Source organism: Pontibacter toksunensis (genome assembly GCF_042686245.1).
GTDB lineage: Bacteria > Bacteroidota > Bacteroidia > Cytophagales > Hymenobacteraceae > Pontibacter > Pontibacter toksunensis.
Genome location: NZ_JBHUOX010000021.1, coordinates 26,517 through 40,804, shown reverse-complemented (window position 1 = coordinate 40,804; position 14,288 = coordinate 26,517). Strand labels below are relative to the sequence as shown.

At 47.2% G+C, this 14,288-nt stretch carries 8 protein-coding genes and 1 tRNA gene; 5 read left to right on the top strand and 4 right to left on the bottom strand.

Translation table 11 applies throughout. The features are described from left to right. Positions 1 to 3: 3 nt before the first annotated feature. The 3 genes from ACFS7Z_RS21285 (at position 4) to ACFS7Z_RS21275 (ending at position 4,008) form a co-directional block, all read left to right on the top strand. Positions 4 to 1,818 (top strand): BamA/TamA family outer membrane protein, encoded by a 1,815-nt coding sequence (locus ACFS7Z_RS21285; protein ID WP_377489207.1) that lies wholly within the window; start codon positions 4 to 6, stop codon positions 1,816 to 1,818. 84 nt (positions 1,819 to 1,902) lie between these two features. Next, a tRNA-Met gene (locus tag ACFS7Z_RS21280) sits at positions 1,903 to 1,975 on the top strand. Between the two features lie 386 nt (positions 1,976 to 2,361). Continuing rightward, complete coding sequence (locus ACFS7Z_RS21275) at positions 2,362 to 4,008, top strand: gliding motility-associated C-terminal domain-containing protein (RefSeq protein WP_377489204.1); 1,647 nt, start codon at positions 2,362 to 2,364, stop codon at positions 4,006 to 4,008. A 465-nt stretch (positions 4,009 to 4,473) separates the two neighbouring features. On the opposite strand, the gene ACFS7Z_RS21270 is transcribed toward ACFS7Z_RS21275, so the two are convergent. The 4 genes from ACFS7Z_RS21270 to ACFS7Z_RS21255 form a co-directional block, all read right to left on the bottom strand. Then, positions 4,474 to 5,676, bottom strand: coding sequence for a PepSY-associated TM helix domain-containing protein (locus ACFS7Z_RS21270; protein WP_377489201.1), 1,203 nt, complete (start codon positions 5,674 to 5,676; stop codon positions 4,474 to 4,476). A gap of 93 nt (positions 5,677 to 5,769) precedes the next feature. Continuing rightward, positions 5,770 to 6,990, bottom strand: coding sequence for a DUF4374 domain-containing protein (locus ACFS7Z_RS21265; protein ID WP_377489198.1), 1,221 nt, complete (start codon positions 6,988 to 6,990; stop codon positions 5,770 to 5,772). A 38-nt stretch (positions 6,991 to 7,028) separates the two neighbouring features. After that, the gene (locus tag ACFS7Z_RS21260; RefSeq protein ID WP_377489195.1) at positions 7,029 to 9,395 is read right to left on the bottom strand and encodes a TonB-dependent receptor; all 2,367 of its coding nucleotides are present in this window, start codon (positions 9,393 to 9,395) and stop codon (positions 7,029 to 7,031) included. A gap of 735 nt (positions 9,396 to 10,130) precedes the next feature. Next, positions 10,131 to 10,397 (bottom strand): hypothetical protein, encoded by a 267-nt coding sequence (locus ACFS7Z_RS21255; RefSeq protein ID WP_377489192.1) that lies wholly within the window; start codon positions 10,395 to 10,397, stop codon positions 10,131 to 10,133. 416 nt (positions 10,398 to 10,813) lie between these two features. Between ACFS7Z_RS21255 and ACFS7Z_RS21250 the strand changes: the two genes are divergently transcribed. Both ACFS7Z_RS21250 and ACFS7Z_RS21245 read left to right on the top strand, forming a co-directional pair. Further along, the gene (locus ACFS7Z_RS21250; protein ID WP_377489189.1) at positions 10,814 to 11,224 is read left to right on the top strand and encodes a hypothetical protein; all 411 of its coding nucleotides are present in this window, start codon (positions 10,814 to 10,816) and stop codon (positions 11,222 to 11,224) included. 402 nt (positions 11,225 to 11,626) lie between these two features. Next, complete coding sequence (locus tag ACFS7Z_RS21245; RefSeq protein ID WP_377489186.1) at positions 11,627 to 14,185, top strand: hypothetical protein; 2,559 nt, start codon at positions 11,627 to 11,629, stop codon at positions 14,183 to 14,185. Positions 14,186 to 14,288 lie beyond the last annotated feature (103 nt).

The window sequence follows — 14,288 nt, the reverse complement described above, 5'->3', positions numbered from 1 at the left end:
CAAATGTACAAAATAGCTGCCTTTCTCTTCTGCTTTCTGCTGTGGCTGCCGTTGGCGCAGGCCCAGAGCGAGCAGGCGCCCCCGAAAGAGCAGTTAAAAGAACAGCCTCAACCACAGAAACTGCAGCCTGAAAAGGCGCTTCCTAAAGTAAGTTTGTCTGTGAAAGCCACGGAAGATCAAGGGAGGCAGGTGCTGCGGCGTTACAATTACCGCAACGTCCTCCCCGACTCCGCAGAAGCTCACAAAGAATTGAAGGCGCTGGTGTACCGGCTGCAGCAGGATGCCTACCTCATGGCTTCTGCCGATACTGCTTACCTCCGAAACGATACGCTTCACGTGAAACTCTATGTAGGGCAACTGTATGAGTGGGCACAGCTGCGCAACGGCAACCTGAGCGAAGGAATTCTGGTAGAGTCAGGTTTTCGGGAAAAGTTCTACCATGAAGTTCCATTTAAACCGGCCGAATATGTAAAACTGCAGCAGCGCATCCTCGATTATGCCGAACGCAGCGGCTATCCCTTTGCCTCTGTCTGGCTCGATTCCATCCGTATTGAGGGCAACAAAATAGAGGCAGCGCTGATGGTGGAGAAAGCTTTTGTGGTTACCTATGATTCGCTGCAGATAGTAGGCGACACCCGCACGCAACCGAAATTCCTGATGCGTTACCTGCAGTTGCTGCCGGGGCAGCCTTACAACCAGGACCAGATCAACGCCTCGCAGCGTATGCTGTCCGCGCTACCTTACATAAAAGTAACAAGGCCACCACAGGTGCGCTTCGCCCGGGATAAGGCACAGGTCCATTATTTTATAGACGACAGGCAGGCAAATCAAATCGATGGCGTGGTGGGTTTTCTGCCAGACCCGGCCCGGAAAGACAAGCTGCTGATTACGGGCGAGGCGAACCTGAACATCCGGAACATAAAAGGCTCTGGCAAGCAGCTGGGGCTGCAGTGGCGGCGGGTAAACAAAGGCTCTGTTATCCTAAATGGCGAATACCTGCACCCGAACCTGCTGGGTACACCGTTCGAGGTGGGCGCCAAATTCAACCTACTCAAGCAGGACTCTTCGTTTATTACGGTGCAGCCCCGTATGCAACTTTCTTATTATACCCTGAAGTATGGTAAGTTCAGTGTATTCACGGAGTGGCGCAATTCGCGTATTCTTTCTAATGCTAACCTGCAAAGCCTGCAGAAGTTCGATTTGGCAGATGCACAGACCACGACCTACGGACTGAACTACCTCTGGAACAACCTGGATGACTTTTATTTCCCGAGACGGGGCCGTTTGGTGGAGATGCAGCTATCAGCAGGTGCTAAGAAACTGCTGCGCAACCCCGGCTTGGAGAAAAGCTTCTACGATACGTTGGACACAAAAACAACACAGCTCGGGCTGGCACTGCGCCTAGAGAATTTCTTCCGGTTGGGCGCGAACAGTGCCCTGCTCGGGCGCCTGCAGGGGCAGGCCCTGCTCAACGACCAGATCTTCCTCAACGACATGTACCGCATCGGAGGCCTCTCCTCTTTGCGCGGCTTCGACGATTATTTTTTCTACGCCTCCTCTTATGCTGTCAGCACACTGGAGTACCGCCTCTTCACCGCCGCCGACTCTTACGTGCTGCTGTTTTACGACCAGGGCTACTACCGCAGCGACCTCGAACAGTCCGCGGCCAGCGACATGCCATTTGGAGTAGGGGGTGGTATCAGCTTCAGCACAGGGGCAGGTATTTTCCAACTAGTATACTCTTTGGGGAAATCAGAGCAGCAGCCACTTTCGTTGAAATATTCAAAGATACATTTTGGGGTAACAAGTAAATTTTAGCCTCAGGCAACATTTTTTGATGTTTTCGGTAAGTATCTCTTGCATGGTAAACTTTTATACTATACTTTTGCATCATCATAACAGTGCGGGGTGGAGCAGTTGGTAGCTCGTTGGGCTCATAACCCAAAGGTCACAGGTTCGAGTCCTGTCCCCGCTACCTCAGAAAAGGCCGATTAGCAGAATTGCTGATCGGCCTTTTGTTTTTAGCTCTATATGATGCCTAAAATGAGCTTTTTCTGTTCGCCCATCAACTCATGAACACTTGCGGCAACTAGAGAAGAAAGCTTGCACTTTGAGAACGTTGACGGCAGAAATGAGAAAATAATCTTGGACAGATAGTGATGGCCATTCCCAAACTAATTTGCATCTGAATGCTGAGAACATCAAAGCAAATATCAATTTTACGCTACACTAGTCCGACTTTTGGGTTTGGTTACTCCATAAAATAATGACAATAGAAGACTTTTAGGGAAAGAGAAAATTTGTGGATTCATATGCTTTGTAGCATATTTAAACAAAATTTATTCTTTTATCATTTTGTAAGTGAAGGCGCGAATATCAGGATACCATCCAATTTTATTCTTTGTACTCTTTTTAGGCATTCAACATGTATGTTTTGCACAATCAAGAAAAGCAAATGTATGGGCTTTCGGGTATAATGGTGGTATAGATTTTAATCAAACTCCCCCGGTTCCCATACATACATCTGCTATACAGGTAAATGCTACTGCTACTATCTGTGATGAAGAAGGTAACTTGCTCTTTTACACTGACGGAAGGCGGGTATGGACTGCCCAGCATGAAATAATGGCAAACGGAACCGGATTAGATGCTCATGATGGAAACATTAGCCAGCAGGTCATCATTGTACCAAAACCAGGCTCAAGCACACAGTACTACATCTTCACAATCAGCGATGATTTTTGGGGTCACAAAGTACTTTATCATGAAGTTGACTTCACCTCTAACCCTTCTGGTGAGGTAAGTTCAAAAAATAATAACCTAGGCAGTCATAAACTACTAGTAAAAATAACCGCTGTGTTGCATGCAGACAAAAAGCGTGTATGGGTGTTGGTTCAAGGCTCTTTAACTAATGAGGTTTACACTTATCTGGTAGATGAAAAAGGCATCAACCATGAGCCGGTCGTTTCTAAAGCGGGTACAGTTACAGGAGGTTTGGATTATGGGCAGGCAAAGTTCAGCCCAGACGGAACTAAAGTAGCCATTGCCAATGGCTTGGAGAGCCAAACAGTAAAGTTGTTTCATTTCAATAACAAAACAGGGCAACTTAATAATAATATTCAGCTAAAGTATGAGAGCAATACCGAAGGTTTAGAATTTTCGCCAAACAGTCAGCTACTCTACATATCTTCCAGATTAGGCTCCTGCTCTCCAGGAGCCAGTGTTCTGAAACAATATGATCTAACAAACTGGAATGTAACTGCGATAACAAATTCAGAAAAGGTCATTGCCCAAGGTGCGGACAATTTTGGTATGCTTCAGCTAGCCTCAGATGGTAAGATATACATGGGCGGCAGAACTGCCAGATGCGGGGAGAATGAATATCTTGATGTTATCCATGCGCCAACGCTGTTGGGCAAAGCTTGTAATTTTGAGCAGGATGGCCTTAGCCTTGGGGGTAACATGACGTGGCAAGGTCTTCCAAACTTTATACAATCGTACTTCTATAAAGAGCCTTGTTTACCAGGAGCTAATCCTCCTGCTGTCTCTCTGTCTCAAGATACGCTCTATGTGATTAACAACAATTCAGAAAAGGTAACTGTAAATAGTTATGGAAATCACTTTACTTGGAGTGATGGTAACACAGACGCGGTCAGGTACTTTACAGAAGCCGGCACGTATTCGGTAATAGCTTCTAATGGGTGCGGCCAGCAATCTGCCAGTTTAGTGATTATTAGCCTTGAACTCTTTATTCCTAATATATTCACACCCAATAACGATGGCCTAAACGACACCTTCCACATCAGAGGATTAGACAAGGTGAAAGGCAGCAAGCAACTAATCATCTACAATCATCATGGACAGGAAGTGTATAAAAGTACCAACTACCGGAACGATTGGAGGGGGAAAGACTTAACAACAGGCGTATACTTCTACAGCCTCCAGATGCCCAACTTAGGAAACAAATACAAAGGCTGGGTTGAAGTAATAAGAAAGAAGGTAAGGTAAGTTAACATACCGACTACTACCATAAAAGCTTAATACATATCATGAGGTAAAGGAATCCAAAAGTCATCTATCTTGTATTGTAGAAAGCACTTAGCTATTAACTAGCTCGCTTTTACTAAGGTTAGTTAGGATTAGCGGTCATAATATATTAGGTGACGGGCTCTTAGAAAGTAGCTATAGCTGGATAAACTAATAGTTTTCTTAACCTGTTATTTATATAGCAAACAGGCGCGATAAAAATCAGCGAAGAGATTGTTCGATAATTGAGTGTTTTGGTCTACAAAGAAAAAAAGCCGCTTCGCTTTATGTGGATCGGCTTTTTCCTTTAATGTGATTTGTCCTGAAACAGGTTGAGAATTAACGCAGGATGAGTCATATTAAACAAAAAGAGGAGCTTATTTTAAAATAAGCCCCTCTTTTTGTTTAAAGATAAATCTATTTCTCCTATAAGGGAATTACACACGCTTATGCTGTTGCCTTCTTCTGGAAAGCTGCAGCAGAACTTACCTTTTTCTTAGGCTTCTTCTTTTTGTTCCACCATACCAGAAATCCTGTGACAGGCAGGCTGGCACAGATGAGGCTTACAAAAAAGGCAAGAAGCTTACCCGGCAATCCCCACACAGCCCCTATGTGCACATCATAATTCAGCATGACTAACTGGTCAGCCAAGCTGGCTTCTGCATAATTATCTCCCTTAACGCGGTAGCGTTCCAGGGTATGCTGGTCGTAATAGTACTCGTTTCGGTTATACCATGAACCGTGGTCCTGGTAAGCTATAACTTCGATCGCATCTTCTTTATCGTGCAGCTCTGGTGTCATATAAAATCCCTGCGCATCTGGCTCTTGGGCAAGCGTTTTGTACCAGGCCTTATCCAATACCGGGATGGTGTCGTTCGCCAGCAAACCGGCTTTAGTTACATCGGAATGCGGATGATGGTGCTCCGGCATTTCCTGTCCGCCAGACGTTACGTAGTAGAGCGAATCAGCAAACCATTCAAAGCTCCAGACCAGGCCAGTAACTGCCAGTACGAATGCCAGCACCAAACTGTAGAAGCCCACTACATTGTGCAGGTCATAGTTTACCCGCCTAAAGCTGCCGCTCCACTTAACTTTAAAGCTTTTATCTAAGTTTGACTTATTCCATTTCTTAGGCCACCACATCACAAGCCCTGTTACCAGCAGCACCACAAAGATGAGCGTGGCAACACCCACAATTGGCCGTCCAATCTCATAAGGCAGCCAGAGGGCGCGGTGTCCGTCTATTATGAACCGGAAAAAGTCAAATTCACCTTCCCCTATGCTTTGCTGCTTCTGCAGGAATTCACCGGTATAGGGATTCATGAAAACAGCTGTAAACGTGCGTTTGCCGTTCTCCTCACCCTCAAACCCTACGGCAGCGGCCCCTTCTTTATTGCTATACGTAAGACCTGTTGGTGCTGCGCCGGGCATATACGCCTGGGCGGTATCGAGCAGCTGGCTGGGCGGCACAAAGGCTTTGTTTTGTACCTCCACAAAGCGCCAGGGTTCCATAGCATCTTTTATCTCTTGCTGAAAAGCATAAAAACAACCTGTGATGCTCACAATGAACACCACAACCCCTGAAGCAAGACCTAACCAGAGGTGTAGCCAATCGTTGACTTTCCTGAAGGCACTTTTGCTGCTTTTCATTTTGCTTTTCATCGTTAACCCGAAGCGGAAATGTTGAAGGAAAAACCAGCTTCACATTTTCTCAGTGAGGCTGGCTACTGTGTTATGTCTTTACTAGAGCTTAAAGAGTCCTGCCACAAAGTTGGCTTCCACTTCAGCGCCTTTCGTAGCTGTGTGGTTCTCTACATCTATTTTGTACACATAGATGCTATTACCTTCCGGAACGGGCAGATAAACAAAATTCTCATGGTGCAAAGCTGCTAAGCGGCGGCCATTGCCGGCATGCTCTGGTATTCCATCAATGTAAGTAACTGTTTTATTGTACAGGTCAATAACAGCTGACCTCAGGGGGCCATCGGTCCATCTTTCCTGCTGGTCATTATCGGCCGTGTTAATTTCAGCAAAAGCTTTTCCGTTGCCTAAGTACTTCAGGTGCGCAATATTCTTACCTCCGTTAATTTCTTCTATATCAAAGAAATAGTCCTGGTCAAATGCTGTCTCACCACTCTTGATGCGCAGGATCCCTCCCTCTTTGGTGGTCTGGCTGTAACCGTTTGCCGGATTGGAGTGAGAAAGGGCGTAGATGTCGCCTTTCCCATCTTTGATCAATCCAGATTTAATATTGAAACCACCGACAGGCCCGGTGCGGGTATCTTCAATTACCTTCTGGAACTCCAGCCCTGGGTAAGAGTAAACCGCTATCTGGGCGGCATCAGTATAAGGGGTGGCAAACGTATTAGGATCGCTGATGTAATAACTCAGGAAGAGGTGGTTGCCAGAGATACGCATACCGGAATAGGCCGGAGCGCTAAGTTCGGTGATGTCTGAGACAGGATGCTGCTTGGTACTGGTTACCTTTACTGTGTTCGCATCAATGGTGTGGAATTTCACCATGTCAGAGTTGGGAGCCATTTCCAGAGCCACCAGCGTATTGTCATCTGCCTTCACAATGTCGGAGAGGGGGTTGGCAAAAGAGACATTGCCTATCTGGGTTAACTCACCGGCAGCATTTTGGGAAATGCTTACCACATTCACATCGCTTAACCCGCCAATGCTGTAAATAGTGTTGTCAATCTGTGTAAAATCATAGTACCCTGGCTGCTCTATTCCCTGCCCCTCGGCAGAAAGAGCCCCACTCATCACGTCTTCGAACGGAACGGTATAGTAGGTGAAGCCGCCATCACTGCCCTTTATAGCAAGCGACACTACAAAAGGATTCTCTTCCACAACAGGTGCCGGGGAATCATCACTGCTGTCGCAGGAAGTAAATAGTACGGTAGCACAAAGGCTCATGACTGGCAATGCCAGTTGTCTTGCTAGTTTAATCGAAAACATATGATTTGCTTGTGTTATAAAGTAAATGTTGATAATGATTAAAGGACGTACCGTAGCTTCAGGTAAAAGGCCCGTCCGGGTTTCTGTAAGTAAAATTTATCGTAAAGCCGCGCGTCCGTCAGGTTGCGGCATTCTGCTGCGATGCTGTATTTCCCTTCCTTCAGGCTCAGGGAGAGCTCCAGGTTATGCGAGGACTGCTGTGGGATAACTTTTTTGGAGTCTCTGGTGCCAAGCTCTGCCCAACTCAGGAAATACTGCTCTACAAAATGGTAGTAGTAGTTCAGGCTCCACACCGATTCCTTTGCCAGAACATTCTTGAAAGTTAAGCCGGCGTTGGCGTTAGCGAACAGGTAAGGTGTGTTCGGCAGGCGATAGCCCTTCTGATAGTTCCGCTGGTAGCCCGTGTTCGTATAAGACTCGTTATACACCACATCGGCCTGGTCTGTGATATGCTGGTAAGTAGCACTTCCGCCCAGGCGCAGGATCTCCCGCCACAGGTACTTCATGCTACCTTCCACCCCCAGCGTACGCGTTTCGCTCAGGTTGTCGTAGTACGTCTCGGGGCTGGCCACCCGCACCACCTGGTAAATCAGGTCTTTTGAATCCCGGTAGATAAGGCTGCTTTCCAGGGTAAACTGGTGGTCGCGGGGGAGTTGAAAGGAATAGGCTGCCCCAAAGTTCAGGTTGTCACTTTGCTCCGGCCCCAGATCAGGGTTTGGCTGAATAAACAAGCCATCCCCGAATATTTCATCTGCCCAGGGCATGCGGTAGGTATGCTCGTAAGAGGCTTTCAACTGAAGCCTGGGAAGCAGGAAATAAGAGGTTGCCAGGCCATATCCGGTATTTTCTTTTTTGGCCTCAAAGGCATCGGTACGCTGTGTCTCCAATGCAAAGTCATACTCCTTGCTGGTCTTTGCTTGCAGAAAATAGAATTTTCCAAACAGCGTGGCGCTAAATTTTTTACTAGGGTCGAATTTGTAGGCAAGCCCCAGCACCTGCTTGTTCAGCGATTTCGGGTACTGGTTCTCGATTTTGTTTGGGTTCTCTGTGTCAAATACTTCCCTGTGAAAGTATGACAGCGAGTAGTTGAGGGCCAGGGAGTGGCTCGGGCTGATGACGTAACCTGCGTTAAACTGGCTGTTGAAGTCGGTATCGTTTAAGGTAGTGAAAGTGCGGCGCGATAACTCACCATCGTTAGAGTCAGGCGTATAAGTAGCTTCCCCCAGCCAGTTATACCTAACCCCACGCAGCGTATCAATCACTTCGCTTTTTGTGTCGTTGTAGGCACTGTAGAGGCTGACATTTAATCCATTTACAAAAAGATTGTCTTTGCTGAATTTAAGCGTGGGGACAACTGATTGGCTGTTTCTAAGAATGCCGCCGTACACACTGTTCATGGTAGCCCCTGTCTGCACCTGCCTGTCGTTGCCCGACGCAATGACTCCGAAAAGAAGATTGTCGGCATACTTCCGGTTGACCCAGCCTGTTTCCAGCTTTACCATGCCGGAGCGATAGCGGTCGTGAAACCGCTCCACCTCCCTTGTGTCTATCACGTTGTTCCCTTCTTTTATGGGAACCCACACTTTGTAGTTGTTATCGGAGTAGTTGTAGTTGACGTTCCCTCTGAAAGTAAATCCGTTCAGGGGGTTGGTATAAGCTCCGTTCAGCGACAGGCGGTGTGTGTTGAAAGAGCCAAGGGAGTAGGAAGCGTCCAGGAAGTTGCTCTTCTTATTTGTAACAATGTTGACCGCACCACCCAAAGCATCGGTGCCTAACCATACCGGCACCACGCCTTTGTACACCTCAATCCTGTCGATGGTGTTCACTTGTATATCACTCATGGTGAGCGAAGAGCCGAAGTTATCCATCGGAATGCCATCCAGGAAGAACTTCACCTGGTCCCCCGAAAAGCCATTCAGGCTGAAACTTAAATTAGACCCCAGGCCTCCTTCTTCGAGCACCCTTACTCCAGCAACGCGGTTCAGGACTTCTTTTGCATCAGAGGTACTGTTTTGCAGCTCTTTCGTGGAGATGGCAGTCACCGCATATGCCTGTTCGTTAATCTCCCGGATAGCTGTTTTCCCCACCACCTCCACGCCTTTCATCTCGAAGGCCTTCTCGCGGAGCAGGATGTTTACCTCCAGGTTTTGCGCTGCCTTTAGCTGTACGGCCTTTTCCTGAGTCCCGAAGCCCAGGAAGCTGGCGCGCAGCACATAGTTTCCTGGTGTTATACCTGTCATTTCAAAACGGCCATTGATGTCAGTGGTCGTTCCGATGTTTACATCTTGGAGCACCACCGCCACACCTGTTAAAGCTTCTCCTGAGGAGGAGCTGACCTTCCCGAAAACGCTTGCCTTATCCGGGTTTTGGCTCCACGCCGTCGTGCAAAAACAGATTAAAGCCAACAGAACTGAAATCGCCTTGGTAGATTTAATATACAGATGCAAAGCTTGTTCTTATTAAAAACGGTTTTAAACTGTTGCAAATGTAGAACGAAAATAGAAGCTCTCAAAATTATTTAGACTAAATCTAAATAGACTGTTAAGGCGAGTTGAATTGAAAACTTAGATGAGAACTAATTACTTGTAGTTTATATAAGCTTTGAGAATAGATAGGACACTTGGCTGATAAGTTAAAGAAACTATTCAGACTCAGTTGTATCGTTGTTTTGATTAGTCTCTAAGCTATCAGGAACGATAGAACGTAGCAACAGCAATCAAATAATAGAAGATAGTGTTCGATATTTGAGCCCTTTTAGACTACCTCAAAACAAAAAGGCTTGTGAGATATCTCACAAGCCTTTTTGTTTTAAAACTACCAATAGTCATTTATGTCGTTTCCGCAAATAGCCCCAACCTCGGAGCATTTCTTCAGAAAACGGCAATACAAGAAATTTTTGTAAGGTGTAAAGCAGGCATACAGGGGCGATAGTATACCGGCTCTCGCTATTGTTATATTGGAAATGCTATGGAGGCACTTTTACCTTCACGCGCCTGCAGTGCGCATGAACAGAATCGTATTTGAAGCAGGATTGTAATATGCTGCTGAAAAAGGCGCAAGTGTAGCCTCCAAGTCAGGCAGAAGTTGTTGCAGTTAACCAAAGCTGTCACGCCTATGGCTTATACTGCATCCTATAGTAATCAGTATTTAATGAAGGGCATGCTTTCGTCAGAAAGTGCACTGTCATCTGCACCACCAACAAAGTAACCACCAACAAATATGCCGGCTCCGGCGCTTAATGCGTTTGCCCCTGACCTGTACGCCACCATACTTCCGTCTGTGGTGGAGAAGCTTAGCATGCCTTCCTCAATGCCAGTGTTTACCTTCGGAGAGGCAGAGACCATGGTAAAGATTTTTCCCATCTTCTTTAGAAGCCTGGGGCGATAAGTTGTAGCTGCAGTACTCATGTGGCTATCAGTTATAGGTTTAACATATTCAATGTTACATAACTATTCTGCACAGCAACAGGAAACAAATACGCGTAGAGTAACACAAAACTGCAATCAACTACAGCAACTGCCGCAGAAAAGATCTTGTACTGATTTTTGGCTGAATAAAACTTTTAGCTGAAACAGGAACCATATTATTCCTTTTCATATATATATTATTTACTAAATATATACTTAACGCTATTGAAAGTAACATTCCGGCACTTACTTTTTAGCTGCGGAGAGCATAAATTATTTTGCTTTTGCACCTCACAACAATACTGCTTGAAAGCGAACTGGTGCATAAAATACAAAAAATCACTTTTCAGCACCTCCTCCAGTATTGCTTTAGTATATAACTTTACATATATTAGTGAATTCAAATATTGTAAAAAGTGATTCTATACGAAAACGGCTTTATCAGGCTTGAATACGATGCCTCCACCGAGATGCTGTATGTTGATGGCCCTGATGTTCAGGAGTATGCCCTGATGCGAGTTTATGAAGCTTCTAATATTATTGTGGGAGCCATAGGGCAGTACAATATCAAAAGGCTCCTGATAGACTCCAGTGAGACGGTTGTTGACGTCAGCCATGAGGACTATCAGGTTGTGATGAACCAATTCACCCGCGACTTGATGAAAACCTCCCTGCAAAAGGTGGTCCGGGTTGCCACCCGGGACGCCGCCAGGGAGAGCGGGGTGGAGAACTACGTGAAGCAGGTGAACAAGAGAGCAAAGCCTACGCTTGCCTTTCAGAACTTCACCAGCAGAGCAGCTGCCATTGCCTGGTTAACAGGGGAATAACCTGCTCGCTGCCGTTGCCATACAAAAGCAGAGCAATTACTTTTTGCCCTCCTGCCATGGCCATGAGGCTCCTGTGAGTTGATTGGTTCTGAGGCTTCCTCACCAAACGGTTATTAGTCTGCACAAACTGCAGGTGCGGCTGCTCAGGCTGCCCCTGTATGTGAAGTACGCAACTATAAAGTCTTGTACTTCAACAAGTCCATCCTCCGTTCCGAGCACTTTCACTTGCTGCCCCCCCTATGGTTGCAGCAATCTTTTGGCAAAACATCCCCTCTTCCCCTAACTGTTTTCTTGTTATTTTATCTGAGCAGCTGCCACCTTCCCGGTTGCACTACTTCCCCCTCCCGTTTCCCCCTGTTCAACTGTCCTCAAACCAGTGGCTGTATATGCAACATATGCAACTTGAGTGTAAAATTAACGGCCGCTCCGGAGTTTACGTTAAGGCTAAGCAAGACCAATGCAGGTTTCATGAACAAAAAAGCTAAATGGACGATTCTGACCGTAGCACTACTGGCGCTCCTTGCGGGAGGGCTATACTTCTTCCTGAAAAAGAAATATTACCCCAAAGTGGAAGATGTTGCCTATATCAGGCTGGAACTGGCCAAAGACACGGCCCAGGTGAAAGCTGGCATAAAGGTACAGAACAGGATTCCACTGCCTATAGCCATCGACAGCGTACACTATACTATAGTAGAAGATAACACCAGGCTAGGCTGGGGCCAGATGACATCTGCTCAGACCCTGCCGCCCTTGGGAGACAAAGTACTGGACTTCCGGATGATGCTGGATTTTGAGAAGTACCGCCAGCACCTGCAGGAGCAACAGGAAAAGGACAGCATCAGTTTGGCAGTGAAAACAGACGTCTTCTTCGACTTGCCCCTGATCAACCCCAGGTCTATTTCACTCACCCGGCACCTTACAGTGGCTGTACCCAAAGCCCCCGCCATGCAACTGAAGGATTTGGTGGTACGCAACTTCAGCGTTGACTCCGGGTATTCGTTTCTGCTTAAAGTTGATGCCACTAACCGCAACCTGCCGGACCTGACCATAAACAACTTCCAGTATACCATACAGGTTGGCGACACACTGACTATAGCCGGACAGGTAGATACCACCTTCCACCTGCAGAAAGGCAATAAACTACTGGAGATACCGCTGCAGCTGAAAACATCTGATGCCATTGCTTTGATAAACAAGGTACTGTCAGGAGATGATAAGTGGAACTACGAAGCTCACGTGGAGGCGCAGATAGAAAGCAGCCATCGGCTGTTTGACAGTTTTAAGCTAACAGTAGAAAAAGCAGGCATGCTGGCCATGGGCCAGATGGGGGGCTCCCGTGCCAGTTACCTTCCGTCCATTAGCAGGATAAAACGGCTCGAAATCGACTCGGATGAGGAACAGACGTTGCTGCAGGCAGAACTGCTGGTGCATAATCCAGCCCCTATACCCTTTTACATCGACAGCGCATCCTACTTTATCCGGCACAACGGCAAAATTATCGCCAGCGGGAAAAAGGATTTAGAAACAATCCTACAGAAGTCAGCAGACCAGCCGTTGAGCCTGCGGCTGCTTGTGGACGAGAGTGCCTATGAACAGTTTATGAAAAATGTGCAGGGGCAGGAAAAAGCAACACTCGACGTTGCGCTTAACCTGGTATACAACCTGCCTGGTGCAGAAAAGCAAAGTATCCGGCTTAAGCGGCAGGTACAAGTGCCGGTTCAGGGGCAGGCCAGCATAAAGGTAGCAGGCCTTGAGGTGCGGGAGCTCAGCCCACAGAAAGGTGCCGCCCTTACCCTACGGCTCCAGGTGCAGAGCACAAACCTGCCCAGCCTTAGCATTCGCAACCTTGACTATACCCTGCAGTTGGGAGAGGATTTAACTATGACAGGACACACGCAGGAACCTATAGGAATCAGTAGTGAAGACACAATAGTGGAGGTACCGCTCCATCTTTCCGCAGAAGATGTAAATCAGCTTATTAACAAGGCGCTCAAGGGCAGCATGGACTGGAATTATGAGTTACAGGCAACGGCCGAACTGATGAGCAGCAACGACATGATAGGCTCCACCAAACTGAACGTTGCGTTTACCGGAGAACTTGAGATGGGAAAAGGAATGGGCGGTAAGCAACTTGTCCCGCAAATAACCAGCGTCGATACGCTGAACGTGCACGTCCATTACGACACAGCATGGGTGAAGATCAACATCAACGTAAAAAACCCGCTCCCTGTAGCCTTCAAAGTAGACAGCTTACTGCTAACGCTAAGCCATGCCGGAGACACCTTTGCTATAAGCAGGGAAAGCATTGGCAAAGTTCTTCCTGCCGAAGGCACACAATCGGCATGGGTCACACTGGCAGTGAACTACGGGCTGTGGCAGGAGTTTCTGCAACAACGCCAGAACCAGGACCAGGACAGCTTAGAGTTGAAAGAAACCATTACACTCGTGTACCAGGTGGAGAACCTGGCCGAGCAGCGCACCACATTTCAGAATACGCTCAAACTGCAAACGCCCGAAACTCCGGTAGCAGAACTAACCAAAGTGAAGCTGCAGGGAGTAAGCTTCACAAAGGGCATCGTGCTGCAGGGATTAATACTGGTCAGGAACCTGAACGTGGAAAAGCTCATAGTGAGCGACCTTACATACGACGCCTGCGTAGAAAACCTGCTGGACGTTTGTGGCACTGTCAACCGCACCTATCATGTGCCGCGGGGAAGCAATGTTGTTAAAGTACCCCTTAGCCTGGGCGTGGGAGAAGTTTTCAGGGCGTTGTTTGCAAAGTTAACGGGCAGTGGTAAGCCCAGAAACGTTTTTCTGAACGCATCAGCCACCGTTACTACAAACAACCCATTACTGCAGGACACCTTTGTCAGGCTAGAGGTGTGGAGGAAAGTGCCTCTCTTCCAGAAGAAGCAGAACAAAGAAACGGAGCCACAGCCCCGGCAGGCTGCAATGAAGTAGCGGTGCAACCTATCGCTGCTGCGTGAAGCAGAAAGCAATTTTTGAACACTGATGTGGAACTGCTGGCTTGTTTAGCATGACTCGGCGCATGAAAACAGGGGTT